Below are 26,073 nucleotides of genomic sequence, written 5' to 3'. Positions count from 1 at the left end.
TTTAAGCTATAACTACTAGCCGAACAAACTATCTTATTTTTTTTGTAGCACATTTAGAATGTGTTTAAATAAAACTAATGTTTTTTTGAAGTTTAGTTAGGATTTATATGATTTAAATATAGTTTTTAGAATGTTATTTCTTTATAAACAAAGATTCTACAATAACTTCTGCAGCTCTTTGACTACCTTTAAGTGAGGGGTGAAATTCATCGAAACTGTAATATTCATTGTTTTTGGTAGCTTCTATATAATCTTTCCATACTTTACCTACTGGCAGTAAAATTGCGTTATTAATTAGTGTAGCATCCGTATGGTTTTTTATAACCTCATTGAATGTATGATAGTAGTTTAAAGCAGGCTAAACCATAAACTAACAAAGTTTTACTTCACTTAATTTACATAATTGACTGTATTTTTTACCATATTTTATTAACATTTTTCTACCATCACTTAGTGATGAAGGTCCTTGCTGAATAATTACAAAATCGTATTTTTTAGTTGAAATTAGTTTTTGAACCTTCTTTTCTTTCCAATGATCTTCGATAGAGTAGTTCGGTAGGGCAATCATTTTTGTGTTAATATTTATTCCTTTAAGCTTCGCTCTTTTTTTTACAAGTTTTGGTAATTTATTAGTGTAAGTAAGACTATTACCAATAAATAAAATATTAAATTTTTTAGAGTTATTGATTTCTTCTTGGCTATATAAACAGACACAAGAGATCAGTAATAAAAATAATATTTTTCGCATGTGGTTTAATTTTTTTTACAAAACCTTAGATTTTTTATTTTACATCAACTCTCCTTTTTGATTAAGAAAAGTGAATATCTTTTTATCAACATCTGAAATAATTTGAAGGTCTTTAAAATTTAACCATTTTATTTCTTCAATTTCACTACTCGCTTTTAACTCCCCAGAATATTTAGCTTTGTAGCAAGTCATAATTACATTTATTCCTTCTTTTTCTCCGTCTGATTGAGCTGAGAAAGTACCTATGTATTCTGCAGTATCTGGTAATATATGAACACTTAATTCTTCAAATACTTCTCTAATTAGAGTTTGTTCATCATTTTCTCCATTTTCGCGTTTGCCACCAGGAATGTAATATTTAGTTTTACCTTTAGATTTTGTGCTTAAAATCTTTTGGTCTTTAATTTCTATAAAGGCTATTTTGTCTATTTCTTTGTTATTTTTCATACTAAAAAACTATAAACGGATTAAAACCATTTCTTTTTCTTGAAAAATAGAAGCATGGCAACGGCAACTATTATCATTACAAACCACATTATAAAATAACTGTATTTGTATGTAAGTTCAGGTACATATTCGAAATTTGTACCATATATACCTGCGATAAAAGTTAACGGAATAAAAATTACAGAAAACACCGTTAAAAATTTCATGATATCGTTTAGTTTGCTACTAATAGTTGTGTGATACACATTTAATTGGTCTGATAAAATTTCACGGTAGCTGTCTGTAGCATCATTTGCTTGGCTAATATTATCTTCTAGCTCTTTAAAGTGAACGTAAGTGCTTTCGGTAATAAAATCAGAATCGGTTTTAGCTAATGAAAAAATCATTTCTTTAGCTGGTTTTATGCTCTTGCGTAAGAAATTTAGCTCACGCTTATAATTGTTTATTTCTGTAATAGTATCTTTACTAGGGTTTAATAGTAGGTTTTCTTCCAAAGTTTCTATTTTTTCACCTAAAACACTAATTACATACAAGTAGTTATCAACTACAATATCTAATAAAGCAAAGGTTAAATAATCGGTTCCACCGGTGCGTATTCTTTTTTTCTGTTTTCTTATTCTTTCTCTTACAGGTTCAAATACATCTCCTTTTTGCTCCTGAAAAGACATTAACACCGTTTTTGTAAGAATCAAGCTTAAGTTTTCAACAATAGTTTTACTTTGGCTTTCATCTAACATTAACATTTTAATTGTTATTAATGTACAATTGTCATACTCTATAACTCTAGGTCTTGCTTCAGTATTTAAAACTTCAGGTAAAACTAAAGTATCTAGTTTAAAAGCAGTTGTTATTTCTTGCATTATAGAGGTGTTATGAAGGCCATCTACATTTATCCAAGTAACGGTTTCTTTGTGCTGAAATTCACTGATTTCCTTTACTGTTTTGGCAGTGTCTTCAGTTAAATTTTTAGAATCGAAATCAATAATTCTAAGTGAAATTAAATCTGTTTTCTTCTCTCCTCTAAAGATTAAATCATCAGGAGCTAGACCAATTTCTTTTTTATTTTTTTTTATAAATCTTGTCATATTCTTATGTACTTAACTCAAGCATTTTCTTAACCTTTTAGAAGTTTTTTTATAATTTTCTTATTACAAATTTTGAGCTGAGTGGTAGCGAAGTTATTAGAAAATATCTTACAAAACAACCTTATTTAATATGTTAGATAATTCTTTTGGTTTTTCTAAAGTAATCATGTGTCCGCAATTTTTAATACTAAAAAAAATGCTTTTTTGTAATTTCTTTACAAGAAAAAGTATGTTTTTAATAGGAATTAAATTATCATTTTCAGCAGCAATAAAAACTAGAGGAATATTTAATTTTAAAACCTCCTTTGAGATATCTAATCTGTCAGACGTAGCTTTTAATTGACGAATTAAAACATCTTTACCTAAATCGGCATCCATTTTTTTAATTATAGCAGTAATTTCTTCATTTTGATGATTATCAGAATGTAAAAATTGTTTAATTCTTGCTCTTGAAATTCCGTTATATTTATGTTTTTCTAAAAAAGAAATAGTACTGTCTCGTAGTGCTATTTCTTTTTCGTTTAATCCGTTTGTATTTGCTGCAATTATTACTGATTTCTTTACTTTTTCTGGATAATGAACAGCAAAGTTTAAAGCTGAAAATCCGCCTAAAGAAAACCCAACAATTATAGCAGGAGCTTCAATTTTAGCTACTATTATTTTATTAACTTCCTTAAAACAAGTTGCCGAAGTAATATCAATATAAATAGGTACTATGTTTTCTAATCTAGGAAACACAAATTGCCATAAATCAATTGTACACATGGTGCCAGAAATAAAATATACTTTTTGCATTTATTTTTTATAATTAGAATCTACTAAACATTTATTATTTCTCCATTTACCTTTTAAAGACTTTAGTGAAATAGGTTTATTTTTACATGTTAAAAAATTACCAGCACTATCTTTTTTTATAACTTTTAGTCTGCCAAAATAAATTTCATTTATAACACGATATATTAAACTTTTCTCAGAAGTTTCACCTTTTTTTCGGGTAAGAGAAAGACCTACTTCATTGTTAAATAAATCCATGGTAGTTGCTATTTTATCAGGAACAATGCCGTCTTCTAGTTTACGTTTTTTATAAGTTCTATAGTTTTCTTTTTCGTGTGATTTACCTAAAGAACGTGCCGCATTTTTTCCTATTTCTTGGCGTAAACTAGCCATCCAAAAAGCATGGCGAAATGCATCTACTTGCCCGCCTGACGCATCACCATCTAACAAAGTTGTTTTTTTAATCGAATCCGCTACTTGGCGTGCTTTTTCAGAAATTTTTAACGCCTGTTTTACTTTAAAAGGATGTAATATAACCCAGATTTTTTTTGAAGGAGAAAGTTCTTTAAATTTTTTCCAGTTAGATTGTGAGAATAAAGAAAGGCTAAAAAACAGCAAAGCGATATATAAATAATTCTTACTCAAAATAACTTTAATTTTCACCAAAGATAGCCTTGTTTTGTTAGCTAATCATATTTTTTCGACCAAGAAAAAAATGAGATTAAACAATGGCTATTCAAGAAATAAAAACCTATAAATATAAAGATGTTTTTAAATTAGAAGAAGTAAAATTCGAAAAAGCATGTGTAGTTAATAAACCAGAACAAATAAATACTTATAAGATTTTTTGGATAAAAGAAGGTAGCGGTACTTATCATATCGATTTTGAAAGCTATTCTTTTAACGACGGTGTTTTGTTTTTTTTATCACCAGGACAAATATTTTCTGTAGATTCAGAAAAAATAAAAGTAGCTTATCAATTAAATTTTATCCAAGATTTTTACTGTATTCAAACTCATGACACTGAAGTTGCTTGTAACGGTGTTTTATTTAATAATATATATGAAACACCATTTGTTAAGCCTAAAGAGAAAGATGTTAAAAAGTTGAGTTTTATTATTGAGAGCTTAATAGATGAATTTGAAAATAATCAGATAGCACAATATGATATGTTACAAGCCTATTTAAAACAATTTATCATCCATTCAGTTCGTATTAAAAAAGAAGATTTTATAATTAAAGGAGATACTGAAACAAAGTTATTTAAAGAATTTAGTTTATTAGTAGAATTAAATTTTAAGAAATTACACAGTGTGAGTGATTATGCTAATCGTTTGGGTATTTCGTCTAAATCATTAACAAAGCATTTTCAAAAAACAAATAGTAAAACACCAAGTGATTATATTAAGAATAGAATAATAATAGAAGCGAAGCGCCAATTATTATACTCAACAAAGGCTGTAAAGCAGATAGCCTTTGATTTAGGATTTAATGATCCTGCATATTTTTCTCGTTTTTTTACCAAAGCAACAGGACAATCTCCCAAACAATTTCTAAAATAACAATAGTGAATTTTTGATGTAAACAGGGCATAAAAAAACTCGTAACACACAAGGGTCACGAGTTAGGGGTTATTTTTTTAAGGGGTATTATTACTTAAGGGATTATAACATATTGGGGATATGTTACATATAATAACATTACAAATATATAGCATATTTACTAATAGTTCATTAACCTATGTTAATAAATGGTTTTTAAACTTTATTTCTCGTTTTTAATCAAAAATGATTTCAAAAAAGACAAAAGAACATTTGTAGTGAAAATAAAAACATAAAAAAACTCGTAACACACAAGGGGCACGAGTTGGGGGTTGTTTTTTAAGGGAATGCTATTACTTAGGGGATTATAACATATTGGGGATATGTTACATATAATAACACTACAAATATATAACACATTTATTAGTAGTTAGTTAACCTATGTTAATAAATGATTTTTAAACTTTATTTCTTGTTTTTAATCAAAAATGATTTCAAATAGCGCAAAAGGATATTTACAGAAAAAAAGGGCATAAAAAAACTCGTAACACACAAGGGTCACGAGTTGGGGGTTGTTTTTTTAAGGGAATGCTATTACTTAGGGGGTTATAACATATTGGGGATACGCTATTTATAATAACACTACAAATGTATGGCGCGTTTATTAATATTTTCTTAACATAGGTTAATAAAGTGATTAAAGTCCAAGTTTAAGGAACTTTTGTCCATTTTTAAAAGAGTGTTCCTGCCGCATCTTTGTAGTATAATTATAACTAGTACTTTTTAGTTTACAAATATTAACGTAATGAAGACAAACGAAGCATATCAATGCCCTAACTGTTGGGGCTATCAAGAATATAATGAACAATTTTCAGAAAGAGAAATCTGTAATTGTAATAATGAAAATAAATAATTTTAAAAATAATAGAAATGAGTACAAGAATTAAAACTTTAAATTCAGAAACAACCACAGGAAAATCAAAAGAATTATTTGATGCAGTACAAAAAAAGTTAGGCTTTATTCCCAATCTAATTAAGGTTTTTGGTAATTCACCAGCAACCTTACAAACTTACTTAAGTTTAGGAGATTTAACCGCAAGCGGAAATTTCTCTAATAAATTTAGAGAACAATTAGCATTGGCAATTGCAGAAGAAAATGAGTGTGACTATTGTTTATCTGCACATACGGCAATTGGTAAAATGAATGGATTAACACTTGCAGAAACCGAACAAAGTAGAAAAGGTTTAGCTTCTGATGAAAAAATACAGGCAGGTTTAAATTTTGCGCAAAGTGTTACTAAAAATAAAGGTAAAGTAAGTTCTGATGAAATAGCTGCAGCAAAAGTAGCAGGATATAACGACGGTGATATTTTAGAAATTGTTTTAAATGTTGTTTCTAATACACTAACAAATTATGTAAATCATATTGCACAAACAGAGGTTGATTTTCCGAGTGTAAAAGCAGGAGAATTCACAACAAATTCATAGACATAAAAAGATAATTCACAAATTTTTAAAAATCAAATCATGAAAAAAGTAATAGCAGTAGTACTAATTTTATTAGGTTTCGCATTAAATACAAATGCACAAGAAGTTAAAACAGTGTCTTTAGAACAAACTAAAGGTGAATTTACTCAAAAGAAAATGACCTTAAAAGAAGGGACTTATATTTTTGAAATAGCAAATAAAAATGTAGGTCATGATGTTGGTTTTGTTTTAACTGAAAAAGGAAAAATAGAGGCAGAGCATCATATTAAAGAAGCTTATGTAACATCTTTAGTAAAAAACAATGCAAAATCTACAACTAAAGAAGTGGTCTTAAAAAAAGGAGAATATGTATATTTTTGTCCTTTAAATCCTACACCACAATATACTTTAACGGTTGAATAATTTTTATTTAATCGTTAGTAAATGAAAAAGCCTCCGAAATTTTCGGAGGCTTTTTTATGATTATTTGAAACGAATTAAGAATTCATAATATCTTCAATTTCGTCAGCTTCAATAGGTATGTTGCGCATTAAGTTAAAAGGTTCTCCTTTTTCTTGAATCACTAAATCATCTTCTAAACGAATACCAAAACCTTCGTTAGGTATGTAAATACCAGGCTCTACGGTAAATACCATATTAGCTTCCATAGGTTGGTGTAATAATCCGTAATCATGGGTATCTAGTCCTATATGGTGAGAAGTACCGTGCATAAAATATTTTTTATATGCTGGCCAATTTTTATCTTCATTTTGCACATCGGCTTTATCTAATAAACCTAAACCTAATAATTCAGAGGTCATTAATTTACCAACTTCAACATGATAATCTGCCCAAATAGTACCAGGAACTAATAATTTTGTTGCATCATTTTTTACACGATTTACCGCATTATATACTGCTTTTTGACGATCAGAAAAACGACCAGAAACAGGAATAGTTCTTGACATATCGGCAGCGTAATTTGCGTATTCTGCACCAACATCCATCAAAATTAAATCACCTTCTTTACACTGTTGATTGTTTTCGATATAATGTAATACGTTTGCATTGTTTCCTGAAGCGATAATTGGTGTGTAAGCGAATTTTTTAGAACGATTTCTAATAAATTCATGAATAAACTCTGCTTCAATTTCATATTCCCAAACTCCAGGTTTTACAAAATCTAACACACGTTTAAAACCTTTTTCGGTAATATCGCAGGCTTGCTGCATTAAATCTAGCTCTATCGGATCTTTTAGAGAACGTAAGCGTTGTAATATAGGATTACTTTTAGCAACAGAATGTGCTGGGTATTTTGCTAGTAACCATTTCGTAAAGCGAGCTTCGCGAGTTTCGGTTTGTACAGAAGCACGATAATGCTCATTGGTATTTATATAAACAGTTTCGGCAAGAGCCATCATTTCTGCAACTACTTTCTCTAAGTCTTGTAACCAAAAAACAGATTTTATTCCGCTAGTTGCTAGTGCTTTTTCTTTGTTTAATTTTTCACCTTCCCAAACAGCAATATGTTCGTTAGTTTCACGTAAAAATAATACTTCACGCAAATCTTCTTTTGGGCAATTAGGAAATAGTATTAAGATACTTTCTTCTTGATCTACACCACTTAAAAAAAATATATCTCGATGTTGCTCGAACGGAAGTGTACTATCTGCACTTACCGGATATACATCGTTAGAGTTAAAAACAGCTAAACTATTTGGCTTCATTTGCGCCATAAAGTTTTTGCGGTTCTTTATAAAAAGGTCACGGTTTATAGGATTGTATTTCATAATGCTAACAATTAAAATGTTCTCAAAAATAAATAAAAGAAACATTTAATTGCGTAGCCATTTGGCACTATTTTATGTTTTTTCGAATTCTACTCATGTGCCTAGTAGAAATTCCTAAAAAAGAAGCCAAGTAGTGTAGCGGAACTTCTTGTAGCAGTTCAGTTTCGTTTGTTAGTAGTTTTGTGTAACGTTCTTCTGCACTAAGCGTAAGTAAATCGATGCGATAATCATCAATTAAAAAAATTTGTTTTTCAATTAAAGTATAATAAAATCGATGAAAAGCAGTGTTGTTTTCTAACAGATATTTAAAATCTTTCACTAAAATTACTTGTAAATTACAATCACTTAATGCCTTAATGTTTTTACGAGAAGGAGTTTCTTGTAAGAAGCTTTTTAAGGCAGATGTACAGGAGTTTTTTAACGCTAAATACGTTGTTTTTTCTTCTTCTAAGATATTAATAGCGTGTTGTAAAATTCCGCTTTCTATGAAACAAAAGTATTTGCAAACGTTACCCTTTTCAACTAAAAAACTATTTTTAGTTAATGTTAGTGGTGTAAAAAAACTAAGAATCTCAGAAACTTGACTATCAAGTTCCTGAGATTTTAATATATTTTCTATGTAAGAAGAAAAATTCATTTAAATTTTATCTTCTTCTATTTTTCTTTGGAGCACCGTCGCTTCTTCTCGAAGGATCACTAGGGCGTTCTCTCTTTGGTTTTTTATTTCCTTCAGCAGCTCCTCTATGTGAGGCGCCTACACCTTTTTTCTTTCCTCCGCTAGATTTTTTCTTTTGAGTTGCAGCTCTTTTAGGACCGGCAGTATCTTTAGGTTCATACCCTTCAATAACTTCGGTCTTTAATTTTTGCTTTAATATTTTTTCTATTTCTTTTTGATATTCAGTTTCTTCACTACAAACTAAAGAAATAGCTTCTCCTTTTGCACCTGCTCTACCAGTTCTACCAATTCTGTGTACATAATCTTCTGGTACATTTGGTAATTCGAAGTTAATAACGTGTGGTAATAACGGAATATCAATACCACGAGCAGCAATATCAGTTGCTACTAAAACACGAATAGAATTACTCTTAAAGTTAGCCAATGCTTTTGTACGTGCACCCTGACTTTTATTACCGTGAATTGCAGCAGCAGAAACTCCTGCTTTTACTAACTTTTCAGTTAACTTATTGGCACCATGTTTTGTTCTTGTAAAAATTAAAACCTGACTCCAATTACCATCTTTAATTAAATTGATAACAACCTCAGTTTTTTTACCTTTATCTACAGCATATACTTTTTGAGAAACTTTCTCTGCAGTTGAATTTTCTGGTTCTGCTTCTACAGAAATAGGATTTCTTAAAATACCAGAAGCTAATCTTTTAATTTCTGATGAAAATGTAGCAGAAAACAGTAAGTTTTGACGCTTTGCAGGCATAAAACTAATAATTTTGTTAATATCTCTAACAAAACCCATATCTAACATTCTATCAGCTTCATCTAAAATAAGTACTTCTATTCTATTAAAAGATACCGCTTTTTGATCGTGTAAATCTAATAATCTACCAGGAGTAGCTACTAATATATCTACGCCTTGTCTTAACGTTTTTATTTGGCTAGCAGCTTTTACACCTCCAAAAACTACGGCCGATCTAATATCTAAATACTTACTATAGTCTCTTACATTATCATGTACCTGGGCAGCAAGTTCTCTTGTTGGTGTTAATACTAATGCTCTTACTGGACGGTATTTTGGGTGTTTCGAGTCAGCTAAACGTTGTAAAACAGGTAGTGTAAAACCTGCTGTTTTTCCTGTTCCTGTTTGTGCAGAAGCCAATACGTCTTTTCCTTCTAAAATAGGTGGTATTGCTTTTGCTTGAATTGGTGATGGAGTATCGTATCCTTTTTCGCTGATGGCTTTTAACAAAGCATCAGATAATCCTAAAGATTTAAATGTCATATATGTTATTTTAGAAACACTCTAAAATAAGCATCTCTTTGAATTTGCAAATGTACTGCTAATTTATTAGGAAGTATATTAAATGTAAATACAGTCTTAAAAAGATGTTTTTTAAGCATATTTAGTTTGTTTTTGTATCAATAATTAAGATTATTAGCAATTAAGAGCGCTGTCTTCTAGAAATTTAATAATGGCTTTAGCGATATTATCTTTGGTATATGCTTCAATTCCTTGCAAACCTGGCGTTGAATTAACTTCAATTAGTAAAGATCCTCTTTTTGAACGAATTAAATCAACCCCCGTAACAGGTAAGCTTAAATATTGTGCAGCTTTTATAGCCATTACTTTTTCTTCTTCTGATAAGGTTACTTTAAAACCGCTTCCGCCTTGGTGTATATTCGAGCGAAAATCATCTTCTAATCCTTTTCGCTTCATAGAAGAAACTACTTTATTGCCAACCACAAATGCACGAATATCTTCGCTATTACTTTCTTGTATAAATTCTTGTAGCAAAATGTTTGTATTGGTACTATACATTGTGTCAATAATCGATTTTGCAGATTTTTTACTTTCAGCTAAAATAACACCAGCGCCATGCGTACCTTCTTGTAGTTTTATGATTATTGGCGCACCACCTAACAGATCTATTTGTTCACCTATGTTTTCTGGATTTACAGAAAACAACGTGTCAGGAATAGGAATGTTTTTTCGGTTCATGATTTGTAATGTGCGAACTTTATTTTGAGATTGTAAAACACCTAATGATGTAGCTGTGCTATATACGCCGTTTAGTTCAAATTCCTTAACAACTGCCGCACCATGACGTGTAGAAGAAGCTCCAATTCGTGGAATAATTACATCAGGAATATCAATAATATTTTCTCCGTTATAAATTATTTCAGATTTACCGTTTGTTAATTTTATAGCACATTTTAAATGATTTATAATTCTAACTTTATGTCCACGGCGATTAGCTTCTTTGTATATTCTTTGGGTAGAATATATTTGGTCGCTAACAGAAAGAATAAAAATAGTCATAACATTGATGTTCTTAACATTACAAAGCTACTCTTTTTTTTGAGTGAAAAAAGGGAATTTTAAAAAGGCTAAAAATCAATATTTTGTTAATTTTTTTGATTTCGCATTTACTTGCAGTAATTTCATCACATCTAAACAAACAATAAATGAAAACCATATTTACCGTTTTTGTAGCCCTTTTTACATTGGTTGCAATAGCACAACAACCTACAAAGGCGCAACAAACACAACAAGCATTAATCAAAAAAGAAGCCTTAACAAAAACATCTATTGTTAAAAACATTTCTTTTAAAAATATCGGACCAACTGTAATGAGTGGTCGTGTGGTTGATATTGATGTAAATCCAACTAATACTACTGAATTTTATGTGGGTTACGCCTCTGGCGGATTGTGGTACACGAACAATAACGGAACAACATTTACACCTGTTTTAGATAGTTCGCCAACACAAAACATCGGTGATATTGCTGTTGATTGGAAAAACGAAACACTTTGGGTAGGAACCGGAGAAAATAATTCTTCTCGTTCTAGTTATGCAGGAATCGGAATTTTAAAATCTACGGATAAAGGTAAAACTTGGGCAAATGTTGGGTTAACAGATTCTCATCATATTGGTAGAATATTAATCAATTCTAAAAATCCGGATGAGGTTGTAATTGGAGTAATCGGGCATTTATATTCTTCAAATAACGAACGTGGAATTTTCAAAACTACGGATGGTGGAAAAACATGGAATAAAACGTTATTCATTAACGAAAACACAGGAATTATAGATGTGCAACCGGCACCAAATAATTTTAATGTTTTATATGCTGCTGCTTGGGAACGCGAACGTAAAGCATGGAATTTTGATGGAGACGGAAAAAATTCCGCAATCTACAAATCTACGGATGCAGGAAATTCGTGGATCAAGATTTCTGATAATAATGGTTTTCCGAAAGGAGAAGGTATTGGAAGAATCGGTTTAGCAGTTTTTAATGAAAATACGGTGTATGCGTTTCACGATAGTCAGTTTCGAAGAGAAAAAACAACCAAGAAAAAGGAAACTTCAAATGCTTTAACAAAAGAAGATTTTAAAACCATGACTGTGGATGCTTTTTTAAAGTTGAAGGATAAAAAATTGAATAGCTATTTAAAAATGAATGGTTTTCAAGAAAAATACCGTGCCGAAAATGTAAAACAAATGGTGCGTGCAGGTTCTGTAAAACCAATTGATTTAGCCAAGTATTTAGAGAACGCAAACACCTTATTATTTGATACACCTGTTATTGGAGCTGAGGTTTTTAAAACGACCAATGGAGGAAAATCATGGAAAAAAACACATGACGGTTATTTAGATGATTTATATTATTCTTACGGATACTATTTTGGTGAAATTAGAGTGGATCCGCAGGACGAAAACGGAATTTACGTATTAGGTGTACCAATTTTAAAATCGAAAGATGGCGGAAAAACATTTACCTCTATCAGTAAAGAAAACGTACATGCCGATCATCAAGCATTATGGGTAAATCCTAATGAACAAGGGCATTTAGTAGAAGGAAATGATGGAGGTTTAAATATTTCTTATGATGACGGTGAAAGTTGGATAAAGGCAAATCAGCCAGCGGTTGGGCAATTTTATACGGTTTATGCTGATAATCAGAAAAATTATAAAGTATACGGTGGTTTACAAGACAACGGAGTTTGGGTAGCAAACCACAATGCAAAAATTGATAAAGGCTGGAAACAATCAGGTCAAAATCCGTACGAAAGTATAATGGGTGGAGACGGAATGCAAGTTGCGGTTGACGATCGCAATCCGAATATTGTATATACGGGTTATCAGTTCGGAAATTATTACCGTATTGATAGAGCATCAGGAAGTCAGAAATATATTCAGCCAAAACATACGTTGGGTGAAGCTCCGTATCGTTTTAACTGGCAAACACCAATTCAGTTATCAAAACACAATCAAGATATTTTATATTTAGGAGGGAATAAATTACACCGTTCTTTAGATAAAGGAGATACTTGGGAGGCAATTTCGGGTGATTTAACGCAAGGCGGAAAAAAAGGAAATGTTGCATACGGAACATTAACATCAATATCTGAAAGTCCGTTTCAATTCGGATTGTTATATGTTGGTTCTGATGACGGATTTGTAAATGTTACCAAAAACGGTGGCGGTAGTTGGGATAATATATCTAGCTCATTACCTCAAAATTTATGGGTAAGTCGTGTAATTGCATCAAAACATAAAAAAGAAAGAGTGTATGTAACCTTAAACGGATATCGATTTGATGATTTCACAAGCTACGTATATATGTCTGATGATTTTGGTAAAACATGGAAAAATATCGGAGAATCTGTGCCAACATCACCAGTAAATGTGATAAAAGAAGATCCGAAGAAAGAAAATATTTTATACTTAGGTACTGATAACGGATTGTATGTTTCTTTTGATAATGGTGCGCAATGGCAACCTTTTAAAAACGGATTACCAAACGTAGCAGTACACGATTTAGTAATTCAGCCAACAGCAAAACATTTAATTGTAGCGACTCATGGTCGTAGTTTATATAAAGCTGATATTACTTCGTTGCAAGATTTTAAAAATGAAGCAACGGTGTTTTCAATCAAAAACATTAGAAAAAGAAGTTCTTGGGGAAGTTCATGGAGTAAATGGTTAAAACCGAATACTCCAGAAATTACGATTCCGTTTTACACATCAGAAAGTAAAGAAGTTTCAGTGAAAATATTTTCAGAAACTATTTTAGTAAACACCATTAAAATGCAAGCACAAAAAGGCTTCAATGAAGTGATTTATGATGCTTCATTTTCTGAGAAAGGAAGAAAAGCATATCTTAAAATTCATAAAGATGCCATAGTTAAAAAAGCTAAAAATGATGTTTATTATTTACCTAAAGGAAAATATAAGGTGGTAATAGACGGGAAAGAACAAGCTTTTGAAATAAAGTAAATTGTAACATTTGTTTGTTTTAATACTCTAATAAGTATAAACATAAAATAAAACAGATGAGTAAACCATTAAATTATACGTGTCCGAAATGTAGTAACCGTACTTATGAAGTAAGCGAAATGAGAGCAACAGGAGGTACGTTGTCTAAAATTTTTGATATTCAGAATAAAAAATTTACAAGCGTAACATGCCAACGATGTAGCTATACGGAGTTTTATAAAGCTAGTACGAGTGCGTTAAGTAATGTTTTCGACTTTTTTACAAGTTAAAGGAACTTACGAATAACATAGTTGATTAATTAAGAAACATTGGTATTTTTGTGGGTATGGGAATTATACGTGTAAACAACATCCGATTATTTACAAACCACGGATGTTTAGAGGAAGAAGCTAAAATAGGCTCGGAATATAGAGTTGATATAGAGGTGAAGGCAGATTTGCAAAAATCGGCAAAAACAGATGAATTGGTTGATACTGTTGATTATGTACATTTAAATCATATTGTAAAAGAAGAAATGGCAATCCGATCTAAATTACTAGAACATGTTGCTCAGAGAATTATTGATAGAATTTTTAATGAGATACAACTAGTTGAAGAAGCGGAAGTTAGCGTAGCTAAAATCAATCCCCCAATCGGTGGTAATGTTGCCGAAGTAGTAATTGTATTAAAAGATGTGCGTAAAAGTTAAAAAAAGCTTGCGTTAAAAAATAAAAACTGTAAATTTGCAGTCCTTATTAATAAAAGGTGTCTTGGCCGAGTGGCTAGGCAATGGTTTGCAAAACCATGTACAGCGGTTCGAATCCGCTAGACACCTCAACAAAAGCGTATCTTTTTAAGATGCGCTTTTTTGTTTTTATTAACAAAAAAATTCGTTAAAAATCTGCATCTTTGTAGCTATGCGAATTTATCCAATAGAAACAGGAAATTTTAAACTAGATGGTGGCGCTATGTTTGGCGTTGTACCAAAAGCGATTTGGCAAAAAACAAATCCGGCAGACGATAAAAACATGATTTCAATGGGTATGCGCTGTATGCTTATTGAAGATGGAGATAGACTTACGTTGATAGATACCGGAATAGGAAACAAACAATCAGATAAATTTTATGGATATTATTATATGTTTGGTGATTTTTCGCTAGATACATCACTTGCTAAATATGGTTTTCATAGAGATGATATTACAGATGTGTTTTTAACACATTTACATTTTGATCATTGTGGAGGTGTTATTCAATGGAATAACGATAAAACGGGTTTTATGCCTGCCTTTAAAAATGCGAAAGTTTGGAGTAATGAAAATCATTGGCAATGGGCAATTGAGCCTAACGCACGTGAAAAAGCATCTTTTTTAAAAGAAAACATACAACCTATAAAAGAAAACGGACAGCTAAATTTCATCAATAAAAACAGCCAGAATCAAGTAGGTTTTGAAGTGTTATTTATGGATGGACATACCGAAAAACAAATGTTACCTAAAATTAAATATCAAGGGAAAACAGTTGTTTTTATGGCAGATTTATTACCAACCGCAGGTCATATTCCTTTACCTTACGTAATGGGTTATGATACACGACCGCTATTAACTTTACAGGAAAAAGAAATCTTTTTAAAAGAGGCTGCAGACAAAGAATTTTACTTGTTTTTAGAGCACGATGCTTACAACGAGTTAATAACAGTAAAGCACACCGAAAAAGGAGTGCGTTTAAATGAGAGTTATAATTTTACAGATATATTTAATTAAGAGAAACATTATGAGAATTTTAAAACCCGTATTTTACTCAGCAATTGCAATTACCTCTTTAGTAGGTTGTTCATCAGTAAGTAAAAAGGTAGTGCCAACCGGAAGTAACACAGTAGTTACTATGTCAGAGAAGAAAGCCGAATTAACAGCGTATGAAAAAGATAACTGGCATCATTTAGATTTAGCAACCGATTCTATTCCAGGAATGAGTGTTGATAAAGCATACGAATTCTTAAAAGGAAAAAAAGGGGTTGAAGTTGTTGTTGGAGTTGTAGATTCTGGTAGTGATTTAAAGCACGAAGATTTAGTTGACGTTGCTTGGATAAACACTAAAGAAATTGCAGGAAACGGAATTGACGATGATAAAAACGGATATGTTGATGATATTAACGGATGGAACTTTTTAGGAAAATCTTATAAAGAACATTTAGAGTACGAACGTATTTTAATGAATCCTTCAATTGCAGATGCAGAAACTTTAAAAGCGGTAAAAGCTTTACAAGAAACAAAAGTAGAGGGAGCAAAAAAGAATGAAGCGCGTTACGGACAAATGTTAGCCGGAGTAACAATGGCAGATGATGCTTTAGCAAAACACTTCGGGAAAGCAGATTATATAAAAGAAGAAGTTTTAGCAATTAAAACAACGGATGCAGGTTTAAACCAAGCAGTAACAGGAGCTAAGCAAATGTATGGTTTCGGAATTGGTTCTTTAAGTGAGGCAAAAGAGCAATTAAGTAAATTAGTTAAAACGGCTTCAGATGTAGTTAGTGGGGCTAATTTAAAAACAGATTACCGTACAGTTGTAGGCGATAACGCATACGATATTAACGATAAGCCTGGTTATGGAGATGCTAACACAGGGCATTCTGAAGAAGGAGAAATTCACGGTACTCACGTAACAGGTATTATTGGTGCAACACGTAACAATGATAAAGGTATGAACGGTGTTGCTACTAATGTAAAAATGATGGCTGTACGTTCGGTATCAGACGGAGATGAATATGATAAAGATGTTGCTTTAGGTATTCGTTATGCGGTTGATAATGGTGCAAAAGTAATTAACACTAGTTTTGGTAAAGCTTTTTCACCAAATAAAGAATGGGTTTACGATGCAATTAAATATGCAGCTTCTAAAGATGTATTAATTGTAAACGCAGCAGGAAATTCAGGAGAAAACATCGATGTTGATAAAACATTTCCAAACGATGCTCCAGATCAATTAACAGAGGTTTCTGATAACTTCTTAACGATTGGTGCAATGAGTGCTAATTATAATGAAAAATTACCAGCAAGTTTTTCAAACTACGGTAAAGTAAATGTAGATGTTTTTGCTCCTGGAGTTCAAATACACTCAACTTTTCCTGATAATAAATATCAAAAAATTAGTGGAACATCAATGGCTTCTCCAGCAACAGCAGGTGTAGCGGCATTAATACGTTCTTACTATCCACAATTATCTGCAAGCCAAGTAAAGCATATCATCATGAACTCTGGTACAAAGATCGATTTAATGGTTACAAAACCAGGATCTACATCTAGAGCAAATCCAGCAGGAGATTTAGTTCCTTTTGCAGATTTATCAGTTTCTGGCCGTATTGTAAACGCTTACAATGCAGTTAGAATGGCTGACAGAATGGTAAACGGAAGAAAATAAAAACAGAATACTATTTAAAAAAAGAGCATTATTTTGATGCTCTTTTTTTGTTATAATAACACCTATGCAGTTAGAGTTTGATAAACAAAAAGAACAATTAAAAATTAAAGATGAGGTGCCATCTCATTCGAAATTAATGATCGTATTAATGTTAGTTAATGCGCTTAATATGGGTGTTCAGTTGTTTTCGATGCGTTATTATAAAAATGAATTTCTTTTTGTTTTGATGCTTTTATTGGCAATAGTATCAGTAGTTGCAGTGTTTTTTTATCTCTTTAAAAGATCTTGGAAAACCAATTACAATCTTTCAGAAATTGAAGGATTAGAGGTTAAGAAAGTTTTAGGAAGAGAACGTGTATTTTTAAAATTACACAACGGAAAAAAACGCAGCTTTACGATACTTAAAAATGAAAACGAATTAAATAACTTAAAAAACACACTAACCACAATAGGAATTAAATCAATTTAATATGAAGAAAATTATATTAGGACTTTCATTATTATCGATGGTTTCTTGTGCTTCTACTGGTACAACAAACAACAGTGTAGTAAAGTCGTCAGTAAGTAAATCAACAAGTCAAAGTTATTGGCAGCAACATGTTGATTATAAGATGGATATTGATATGGATGTAAAGACATTTCAATATAAAGGAACGCAGAAATTGGTGTACACAAACAACTCACCTGATGTTTTAAATAAGGTGTTTTATCACTTGTATTTTAATGCCTTTCAACCAAATTCTCAAATGGATGTTCGCTCGAGAAACATTAAAGATCCGAGTAGTAAAATTGCAGATAAAATTGTGAAATTATCTCCTTCTGAAATAGGATACATCAAGGTAAATTCATTAAAACAAAACGGAACTGTTGTTAAGCATGAAACTGTTGGTACTATATTAGAAGTTTCATTAGCGCAATCAATTCAACCAGGAGAAAGTGTAACTTTTGATATGATTTTTGATGCACAGGTACCAAATCAAATTCGTCGTTCAGGGCGTAATAATGCAGAAGGAGTTGCTTTGTCTATGGCACAGTGGTATCCTAAAATGGCCGAATATGATTTTGAAGGATGGCATACGCCACCTTATTTAGGTCGTGAATATCATGGTGTTTGGGGTAATTTTGAGGTTACTTTACATATTGATAAAAACTACGTAGTTGGTGGTACAGGATATTTACAAAATGCGCAAGAAGTTGGGCATGGTTATGAAAACAAAAAGGAAGCTTTAAATATTCCGTCAGGAGAAAAGTTAACTTGGAATTTTACAGCGCCAAACGTACACGATTTTACTTGGGCAGCAGATCCTGAATATAAGCACGATATGTTAACGATGAAAAACGGTATCGATTTACATTTCTTATACAAGAAAACATTAGACGCTAAATATTTAGAAAGTTGGAAAAAACTACAGCCTAAAACAGTTGAATTAATGACTTATTTCAGTGAAAACATTGGGCAATATCCATATAAGCAATATTCAGTTATTCAAGGTGGTGATGGCGGAATGGAATATGCTATGAGTACTTTAATTACAGGAAAACGTAGTTGGGGAAGTTTATTTGGAGTAACAGCTCACGAAATGGCACATACTTGGTTTCAGTTTTTATTAGCAACAAACGAAAGTAAACACCCATGGATGGATGAAGGTTTTACATCGTATATTTCTAATAAAGCAGAAAATGTAATTTCTGGTAGAAATGTAGAAAATCCACATGCAGGTTCTTACAGAGGCTATAATTATGTAGTAAAAAACAATATAGAAGAGCCATTAACTACACATGCTGATAGATATCATACGAATACTGCATACGGAGTAGCGAGTTATTCTAAAGGAAATATTTTCTTATCACAATTAGAATATATTATCGGAGAAGAGAATGTTGCAAAAACATTAAAAAAATATTTTAGCGATTTTTCTTTCAAGCATCCAACGCCAAATGATATTAAAAGAACTGCTGAGAAAGTTTCAGGTATTCATTTAGATTGGTATTTAAACGAGTGGACACAAACAACACATACGATTGATTATGGTATAAAAGCTGTTTCGGGTAAAGATGTTACTTTAGAGAGAATTGGTCAAATGCCAATGCCTATAGATGTTGAGGTTACTTATGTTGATGGAAGTAAAGAAGCGTTTAATATTCCTTTGCGTATGATGCGTGGCGAAAAACCAACTAAGGCAACTAAAATTGCAGATTGGACGTTTGCACATCCAACATATACATTTACAACTTCGAAAGAAGTTAAATCTGTAGAAATTGATCCGTCAAAATTAATGGCAGACATCAATCAAGAAAATAACTCGTTTGGAAAATAAATTTTCAACGTCATTCTGAATTTATATCAGAATCACATAATGTTGATAGACTATTATCTAGTGAAAGATATTTATTTAGAAAGCGAAAACCTTTTAAAAGGTTTTCGCTTTTTTCTTGTTTTTAGATAAAATTTTCTCCAACAATTTTCCGTAATTTTGCATTTCAATTTCAACAGAAGATGTCAGAAGAAAAAAAATCATTGAATTTTTTAGAACAAATTATTGAAGAGGATATTGCAAACGGATTACCAAAAGAGAATTTACGTTTTCGTTTTCCGCCAGAACCTAATGGATATTTACATATCGGTCACACAAAAGCTATCGGAATTAGCTTTGGTTTAGGTGAAAAATACAATGCGCCAGTAAACTTACGTTTTGATGATACAAACCCTGCTAAAGAAGAGCAAGAGTATGTAGATGCCATTAAAGAAGATGTTACTTGGTTAGGGTATAAATGGGCAAATGAATTGTACTCATCTGACTACTTTCAGCAATTATACGACTGGGCTGTTTTATTAATAAAAGATGGTAAAGCGTATATCGATAGTCAATCTTCTGAAGAAATGCGCGCTCAAAAAGGAACCCCAACAAAGGTTGGAACAAATAGTCCTTTTAGAAGTAGATCTGTTGAAGAAAATTTAGATTTATTCAGCCGAATGAAAGCTGGTGAATTTGAAGAAGGAACGCATGTTTTAAGAGCTAAAATAGATATGGAATCGCCTAATATGTTATTACGTGATCCGTTAATGTATCGTATTTTAAAGAAAACACACCACAGAACAGGAAACGATTGGGTTATTTACCCGATGTATGATTGGACGCATGGTGAAAGTGATTATTTAGAGCAAATTTCACATTCTTTATGTTCTTTAGAATTTAAACCTCACAGAGAATTATACAACTGGTTTCGCGACAATGTGTACGAATACAGTAAAGCTGAATTTCCAAATCCGCCAAAACAACGTGAGTTTTCTCGTTTAAACTTAAGCTATACTATTATGAGTAAGCGTAAGTTATTAACATTGGTAGAAAAAGGAATCGTAAACGGATGGGACGACCCAAGAATGCCAACAATTTCTGGATTAAGAAGACGTGGTTATACACCAGCATCAATCCGTAATTTTATAGAAACGGTTGGAGTATCAAAAAGAGAAAACATTATTGATGTTTCGTTGCTAGAGTTTAAAATTCGTGAAGATTTAAACAAAACAGCAAATAGAGTTATGGGTGTTTTAGATCCTGTAAAAGTAATTATTGATAATTATCCTGAAGATAAAGAAGAGATTTTAATTGCAGAAAATAATCCTGAGGATGAAAATTCTGGCACAAGAATTATTCCTTTTGCAAGAGAAATTTATATCGAAAGAGAAGATTTTAGAGAAGAAGCAAATAAGAAATTCTTTAGATTAAAATTAGGAAAAGAAGTCCGTTTAAAAAACGCTTATTTCATTACAGCAACAAGTTGTGAAAAAGACGAAAACGGAGAAATTACGGTAATTCACTGTACGTATGACCCGAAAACAAAATCCGGAAGTGATACAGAAGAAAGCAAGCGAAAAGTAAAAGGAACCTTGCATTGGGTATCTGTAAAACACGCTGTAAAAGCTGAGGTAAGAGTATACGATCGTTTGTTTTTAGATGAAGCTCCAGATAATCATAAAGACAAAGATTTTATGGAATTTGTGAATCCTAATTCATTAGAAAAAATTACTGCTTTTGTAGAACCAAGTTTACAAACAGCTAAAATAGGGCAGCAATTTCAGTTTCAGCGTTTAGGATATTTTAATGTAGATGATGATTCTACTGCCGAAAATTTAGTATTTAATAAAACAGTTGGTTTACGAGATAACTGGGCAAAAAAGAACTAAATAAAAATAATATTTTTAATTAAAACACCTCAAAGTTTCACGAAACTTTGAGGTGTTTTTTTATAACGAAAATCCATTTTTAATTTTCGATAGAATATGTATCTTTACTGATTAAGGGAAGTTAGAATAAAAAAGTTTATCTAGCTGAAAATCAATAATAAAAAGTGTTTTTTGATACTGGGATAATTCAGATTTAAAAAACGCTTGTAAAAATATACTATATTATGAGTTGTAACAGTTGTTCAACCAGTAAAGACGGCGTGCCTAACGGATGTAAAAGCAATGGAAATTGTGCCTCAGGTACCTGCGGAAGTGGAAATAAATTGGCCGTTTTTGATTGGCTATCGAATATGACTTTACCAACAGGTGAAGCTCCATTTAATATTTTTGAAGTTCGATTTAAAAACGGACGAAAGCATTTTTATAAAAACACCGAAAAATTAACCATTTCGATGGGTGATGTTGTGGCGGTTGAAGGAACCTCTGGTCACGATATTGGTATTGTTGCTTTAGCAGGAGAACTTGTAAAAGTTCAAATGAAAAAAAGAAAAGTCGCAATAGATAGCGAAGAGGTAAATAAAATTTACAGAAAAGCTACGCAAAAAGATATAGATATTTGGCATACTGCTAGAGATAGAGAGCAAGAAACACAGAAAAAAGGAAGAGAGATTATTAGCCGCTTAGGGTTAAAAATGAAACTTTCAGATGTTGAATATCAAGGAGACGGTACCAAAGCTACTTTTTATTATACAGCCGATGAACGTGTAGATTTTCGTCAGTTAATTAGAGATTTAGCAGGAACTTTTTCTATTCGTGTAGAAATGAAACAAGTTGGTATGCGTCAAGAAGCAGCACGTTTAGGAGGTGTTGGTTCATGTGGTAGAGAGCTTTGTTGCTCTACTTGGTTAACTGATTTTAGAAAAGTAAATACAGCAGCAGCACGTTATCAACAATTATCACTAAACCCATTAAAGTTAGCAGGGCAATGTGGTAAACTAAAATGTTGTTTAAATTTTGAGCTAGATACTTATTTAGATGCTTTACAAAGTTTTCCGAAACAAGATAAAATATTAAAAACAGAAAAAGGAGATGCCGTTTTTGTAAAGATGGATATCTTTAAAAAAATACTTTGGTATACTTACAAACATGAAAGCTTTAAGTGGTTTCAAATATCATTAGAGCAAGTTCAAGAAATTATTGAGTTAAATAAAAATAATGAACTCGCTTTACCGTTAGATGAATATGAATTAGAAATAGTTACAGAAACTGTTGTTGATTTTGAAAATGTTGTAGGACAAGATAGTTTAACTCGTTTTGATGCTCCAAAAAAATCGCGTAACAATAGAAGAAAAACAAGAAAACCTTTAAATAAAAAAGAGGTTGTAAAATCTACTGATACAGCACCAATAAGAAGTTCTCAAAGAAAACCAGTGGGTAAAACTGACGATAATTCAGCAACTACACCAAGACCTAAAAGAAGTCCTCAAAGAAGGCCAGTGGGTAAAACTGATGATAATTCTGCAGCCACACCAAAACCTAGAAGAAAACCTCAAAGGAAGCCGGTAAATAATGTTGATGGAGCTAAACCTTCTGAAGTTACTCCAAATAAAAAACCTCAAAAAAGGAGGCCAGTAAACAGAGACGCGAATAAGAGTACAGATAAAGAGGGAGTTGATAATAGGAAGCCAAAACCAAGAAATAATCCTAGAAGTAACAAGCCAAAAACAGAAAAAGTACAAGACGATAAAAATATTAAGCCAGAAAATAAGAAGCCAAACGCTCCGAAAAAAAGAAACAATAATCAAAGAAGAAAAAAGCCTAACGAAAACACGGACAATAAAAATGAAAAAGAATAGTTTACTAATACTTTTTTTAACTGTTTTTATAATTGCATCATGTGATTCAGATAGAATATATGATGAGTATATAACGCTGCCCGAAAGTTCTTGGAACAAGAGCAATGCTGTTACTTTTAATTTCTCGGTAAAAGATTCTATAAACAAGAAAAATCTTTTTATAAATCTTAGAAATAATAACGATTACAATTACAGTAATTTATTTTTAATCGCTCAAATTAACTTTCCAGATGGTCAAATAATTATAGATACGTTAGAGTATGATATGGCAGATGTTTCCGGTAAGTTTTTGGGAGAAGGGTTTTCTGCGATTAAAGAAAACAAACTTTTTTATAAAGAAAATATAACATTTCCTAATACAGGAGAATACATATTTAAAGTTAAACAAGCCATGAGAAAAAATGGCAATATTGAAGGAATTGAAGATCTTGAGGGGATATCTCAAGTGGGATTTAGAATTGAAAAAACAGAGTAATGACAAAGAAAAAAACAACTAATTTTAGTACATATATCAAATGGTTTTGGGGCATTATATTAGGAGGATTTCTTTTTATATGTCTATTGTTTTTATTAGCTTCTTGGGGAGTTTTTGGAGCTTTACCTTCTTTTGCAGAATTAGAAAATCCTAAAAGTGATTTAGCAACAGAAGTTATTTCTGCAGATGGAAAAACATTAGGAAAGTATTATGTAAAGGCGAACAGAACGCCTATAAAATATAAGGATTTACCTCCAATTTTAATGAAAGCCTTAGTAGCTACTGAAGATGAACGGTTTTATGAACATTCTGGTATTGATTTTAGAGGTCTGGCAAGAGCAGTATCTAAATTAGGAACCGAAGGAGGAGCAAGTACAATTACTCAGCAATTGGCAAAAAATCTTTTTAATGAAGGAGGGACAAGTAATAAGTTAGTAAGACTTACTCAGAAATTAAAAGAATGGGTGGTTGCGGTAAAATTAGAGCGTCAATATACTAAAGAAGAAATAGCAACCATGTATTTAAATACACAGGGTTTTCTTTTTAATGCAACAGGTATTCGTTCTGCTGCCCGTATTTATTTTGGTAAAGAACCTAGAGAGTTAGATGTGCAAGAGGCTGCTATTTTAGTTGCCATGTTAAAAAACCCGAGGCAATACAATCCGCATAGAGAGCGCTCTAAAGAGAAATCATTAGGCCGTAGAAATGTGGTGTTTTCTCAAATGGCAAAAAATGGAGTTATAACCAAAGAAGAAAAAGATTCACTACAAAAAACACCATTAAGAATAAACTTTACTCCAGAAAGCCATAGCGACGGATTAGCTACTTATTTTAGAGAGAACTTAAAACAACGATTAAAAAAATGGGCTAAGGAAAACCCGAAAGATAACGGCGAGACTTATAATATTTATAAAGACGGATTAAAAGTATATGTTACTATTGATTCACGTATGCAAAAATATGCAGAAGAGGCAAGTAGAGAACATATGTCTAACTTGCAATCTTATTTTTTTGAAGAGCAAAAAGGTAATAAAACAGCACCTTTTTATGATTTAGATAAAAAAGAGATTTTAGATAATATGAAACGTGCTAAGCGAAGATCGGTTCGTTATAAGCGCATGAAAATTGCTGGAAAATCAGAAAAAGAAATTGAAAAATCTTTTAAAACTGATGTTGACATGCGTGTGTTTTCTTGGAAAGGAGATCGTGACACGGTAATGACACCTTATGATTCTATACGTTATTATAAATATTTCTTACGTTCAGGTTTAGTTTCTATCGAGCCGCAAACAGGTCATATTAAAGCTTGGGTAGGTGGTATTAGTAATAAATATTTTAAATACGATGCTGTAGAGCAACAAAAAAGACAAGTAGGTTCTACCTTTAAACCTTTTGTATACGCAACAGCTATTAATCAATTAAAAATGTCGCCATGCGATAAATTGCCTAATGTATTGTATACAATTCCGAAGGAAAAATATGGAATGCCAGAAGACTGGACACCTAAAAACGCGAGTAATGAATATGGTGGTGAATTAACATTAAAAAAAGGTTTGGCAGGATCGGTAAATGTTATCTCTGCGCAATTAATAGACAAAGTATCTCCTGTAAACGTAGCGCGTTTAGCTGAATCAGCAGGAATAACATCAAAAGTTGATGCAAATCCATCAATAGCATTAGGAGCAGTTGAATTATCGTTAATAGAAATGGTAAGTGCGTATTCTACTTTTGCTAATAAAGGTTTACGTGTAAGTCCGATGATGATTACTCGTATAGAAGATAAAAACGGAACAGTTTTAGAAGAGTTTGTGCCAGAAACGAAAGAAGTTTTAAGTGAAGAATCATCGTATGTGATTTTAGATTTAATGAAAGGAGTAACAACAGGTGGGTCAGGTGTTCGTTTACGCTTGCCATATAAATACCCAGATTATATTACTGGACACCCGTATAACTTTACAAATCCTATTGCAGGAAAAACAGGAACAACTCAAAACCAGTCTGATGGTTGGTTTATGGGAATTGTGCCTAATTTAGTTACAGGTGTTTGGACAGGTGGTGAAGATAGAGCAACGCATTTTGCAGGAATAGCAAAAGGACAAGGAGCAGCAATGTCTTTACCAACGTGGGCATTATTTATGAAAAAATGTTATGCTGACGAAAGTTTAAATATAAGTCAGGAAGATTTCGAAAAACCTTCAGAAGCGCTTTCTATCAATATTAATTGTGATGAAGTAAAAGAAGAAGATGTTAAAGAGGGTGAAGAAATAAAGGTAAAAGAAGGCGATACCGATTTTTAACGATTTTTTTTGATGATGAACATCAAAGAAGCTTTTTTAATATAAAACAAACAAC

Annotated in this window: 23 protein-coding genes and 1 tRNA gene; 15 read left to right on the top strand and 9 right to left on the bottom strand. The window is 31.7% G+C overall.

What is annotated here, in order from left to right; all coding sequences use genetic code 11:
- Positions 1–370 precede the first annotated feature (370 nt).
- From AC28QF_RS10325 to AC28QF_RS10305, 5 genes are all read right to left on the bottom strand, one after another.
- Positions 371–748: a hypothetical protein gene (locus AC28QF_RS10325; RefSeq protein ID WP_488201788.1), complete on the bottom strand. Its 378-nt coding sequence runs from the start codon at positions 746–748 to the stop codon at positions 371–373.
- Positions 749–787: 39 nt separating this feature from the next.
- Positions 788–1,195 carry an NUDIX hydrolase gene (locus tag AC28QF_RS10320; protein WP_488201789.1) on the bottom strand — a complete coding sequence of 136 codons (408 nt, stop codon included), beginning with the start codon at positions 1,193–1,195 and terminating at the stop codon, positions 788–790.
- A gap of 20 nt (positions 1,196–1,215) precedes the next feature.
- Positions 1,216–2,280, bottom strand: coding sequence for a magnesium/cobalt transporter CorA (gene corA, locus AC28QF_RS10315; protein ID WP_488201790.1), 1,065 nt, complete (start codon positions 2,278–2,280; stop codon positions 1,216–1,218).
- A 108-nt stretch (positions 2,281–2,388) separates the two neighbouring features.
- Positions 2,389–3,075, bottom strand: coding sequence for an alpha/beta fold hydrolase (locus AC28QF_RS10310; protein ID WP_488201791.1), 687 nt, complete (start codon positions 3,073–3,075; stop codon positions 2,389–2,391).
- Positions 3,076–3,699, bottom strand: coding sequence for a DUF6973 domain-containing protein (locus tag AC28QF_RS10305; RefSeq protein ID WP_488201792.1), 624 nt, complete (start codon positions 3,697–3,699; stop codon positions 3,076–3,078).
- 83 nt (positions 3,700–3,782) lie between these two features.
- On the opposite strand from AC28QF_RS10305, the gene AC28QF_RS10300 reads away from it, so the two are divergent.
- The 3 genes from AC28QF_RS10300 to AC28QF_RS10290 all read left to right on the top strand — a co-directional run bounded on the left by AC28QF_RS10300 (position 3,783) and on the right by AC28QF_RS10290 (position 6,485).
- Positions 3,783–4,616, top strand: a complete 834-nt coding sequence (locus AC28QF_RS10300; protein ID WP_488201793.1) for a helix-turn-helix domain-containing protein — start codon at positions 3,783–3,785, stop codon at positions 4,614–4,616.
- Positions 4,617–5,525: 909 nt separating this feature from the next.
- A complete protein-coding gene (locus tag AC28QF_RS10295; RefSeq protein WP_488201794.1) occupies positions 5,526–6,083 on the top strand; it encodes a carboxymuconolactone decarboxylase family protein in 558 nt (185 codons plus the stop codon).
- Between the two features lie 39 nt (positions 6,084–6,122).
- Entirely contained in the window at positions 6,123–6,485 is a 363-nt protein-coding gene (locus tag AC28QF_RS10290) for a cupredoxin domain-containing protein (RefSeq protein WP_488201795.1), read from the top strand.
- 74 nt (positions 6,486–6,559) lie between these two features.
- Here the strand turns inward: AC28QF_RS10290 and AC28QF_RS10285 are convergent, their stop codons facing one another.
- The 4 genes from AC28QF_RS10285 to AC28QF_RS10270 all read right to left on the bottom strand — a co-directional run bounded on the left by AC28QF_RS10285 (position 6,560) and on the right by AC28QF_RS10270 (position 10,845).
- Positions 6,560–7,852 (bottom strand): aminopeptidase P family protein, encoded by a 1,293-nt coding sequence (locus AC28QF_RS10285; RefSeq protein ID WP_488201796.1) that lies wholly within the window; start codon positions 7,850–7,852, stop codon positions 6,560–6,562.
- Between the two features lie 67 nt (positions 7,853–7,919).
- Positions 7,920–8,489: a Crp/Fnr family transcriptional regulator gene (locus tag AC28QF_RS10280; RefSeq protein WP_488201797.1), complete on the bottom strand. Its 570-nt coding sequence runs from the start codon at positions 8,487–8,489 to the stop codon at positions 7,920–7,922.
- 7 nt (positions 8,490–8,496) lie between these two features.
- Positions 8,497–9,807: a DEAD/DEAH box helicase gene (locus AC28QF_RS10275; protein ID WP_488201798.1), complete on the bottom strand. Its 1,311-nt coding sequence runs from the start codon at positions 9,805–9,807 to the stop codon at positions 8,497–8,499.
- Positions 9,808–9,960: 153 nt separating this feature from the next.
- Entirely contained in the window at positions 9,961–10,845 is an 885-nt protein-coding gene (locus AC28QF_RS10270) for a RimK family alpha-L-glutamate ligase (RefSeq protein ID WP_488201799.1), read from the bottom strand.
- Between the two features lie 146 nt (positions 10,846–10,991).
- Here AC28QF_RS10270 and AC28QF_RS10265 point away from each other — a divergent pair, with 146 nt between their 5' ends.
- The 12 genes from AC28QF_RS10265 to AC28QF_RS10210 all read left to right on the top strand — a co-directional run bounded on the left by AC28QF_RS10265 (position 10,992) and on the right by AC28QF_RS10210 (position 26,018).
- Positions 10,992–13,808 (top strand): VPS10 domain-containing protein, encoded by a 2,817-nt coding sequence (locus AC28QF_RS10265; RefSeq protein ID WP_488201800.1) that lies wholly within the window; start codon positions 10,992–10,994, stop codon positions 13,806–13,808.
- Between the two features lie 56 nt (positions 13,809–13,864).
- Positions 13,865–14,077: a zinc ribbon domain-containing protein gene (locus AC28QF_RS10260; RefSeq protein WP_488201801.1), complete on the top strand. Its 213-nt coding sequence runs from the start codon at positions 13,865–13,867 to the stop codon at positions 14,075–14,077.
- 56 nt (positions 14,078–14,133) lie between these two features.
- A complete protein-coding gene (gene folB / locus AC28QF_RS10255) occupies positions 14,134–14,496 on the top strand; it encodes a dihydroneopterin aldolase (protein ID WP_218771923.1) in 363 nt (120 codons plus the stop codon).
- A gap of 55 nt (positions 14,497–14,551) precedes the next feature.
- A tRNA-Cys gene (locus tag AC28QF_RS10250) sits at positions 14,552–14,622 on the top strand.
- An 82-nt stretch (positions 14,623–14,704) separates the two neighbouring features.
- Entirely contained in the window at positions 14,705–15,550 is an 846-nt protein-coding gene (locus AC28QF_RS10245) for an MBL fold metallo-hydrolase (RefSeq protein WP_488201802.1), read from the top strand.
- 10 nt (positions 15,551–15,560) lie between these two features.
- The gene (locus AC28QF_RS10240) at positions 15,561–17,204 is read left to right on the top strand and encodes a S8 family peptidase (protein WP_488201803.1); all 1,644 of its coding nucleotides are present in this window, start codon (positions 15,561–15,563) and stop codon (positions 17,202–17,204) included.
- A gap of 64 nt (positions 17,205–17,268) precedes the next feature.
- The gene (locus tag AC28QF_RS10235; protein WP_488201804.1) at positions 17,269–17,673 is read left to right on the top strand and encodes a DUF2101 family protein; all 405 of its coding nucleotides are present in this window, start codon (positions 17,269–17,271) and stop codon (positions 17,671–17,673) included.
- Between the two features lies 1 nt (position 17,674).
- Positions 17,675–19,522, top strand: a complete 1,848-nt coding sequence (locus AC28QF_RS10230) for a M1 family metallopeptidase (protein WP_488201805.1) — start codon at positions 17,675–17,677, stop codon at positions 19,520–19,522.
- 179 nt (positions 19,523–19,701) lie between these two features.
- Positions 19,702–21,390, top strand: a complete 1,689-nt coding sequence (locus AC28QF_RS10225) for a glutamine--tRNA ligase/YqeY domain fusion protein (RefSeq protein WP_488201806.1) — start codon at positions 19,702–19,704, stop codon at positions 21,388–21,390.
- 224 nt (positions 21,391–21,614) lie between these two features.
- Entirely contained in the window at positions 21,615–23,246 is a 1,632-nt protein-coding gene (locus AC28QF_RS10220) for a PSP1 domain-containing protein (RefSeq protein WP_488201807.1), read from the top strand.
- Positions 23,233–23,721 carry a gliding motility lipoprotein GldH gene (locus AC28QF_RS10215; protein WP_488201808.1) on the top strand — a complete coding sequence of 163 codons (489 nt, stop codon included), beginning with the start codon at positions 23,233–23,235 and terminating at the stop codon, positions 23,719–23,721. The genes AC28QF_RS10220 and AC28QF_RS10215 overlap by 14 nt, the downstream gene beginning before the upstream one ends.
- Positions 23,721–26,018, top strand: coding sequence for a transglycosylase domain-containing protein (locus AC28QF_RS10210; RefSeq protein ID WP_488201809.1), 2,298 nt, complete (start codon positions 23,721–23,723; stop codon positions 26,016–26,018). Before AC28QF_RS10215 ends, AC28QF_RS10210 begins: the two co-directional genes overlap by 1 nt.
- Positions 26,019–26,073: the final 55 nt, after the last annotated feature.

The organism is Tenacibaculum sp. M1.3A, from assembly GCF_057732375.1.
The sequence above is the reverse complement of the archived record's forward strand: the minus strand, read 5'-3'. Positions and strand labels throughout refer to the sequence as shown.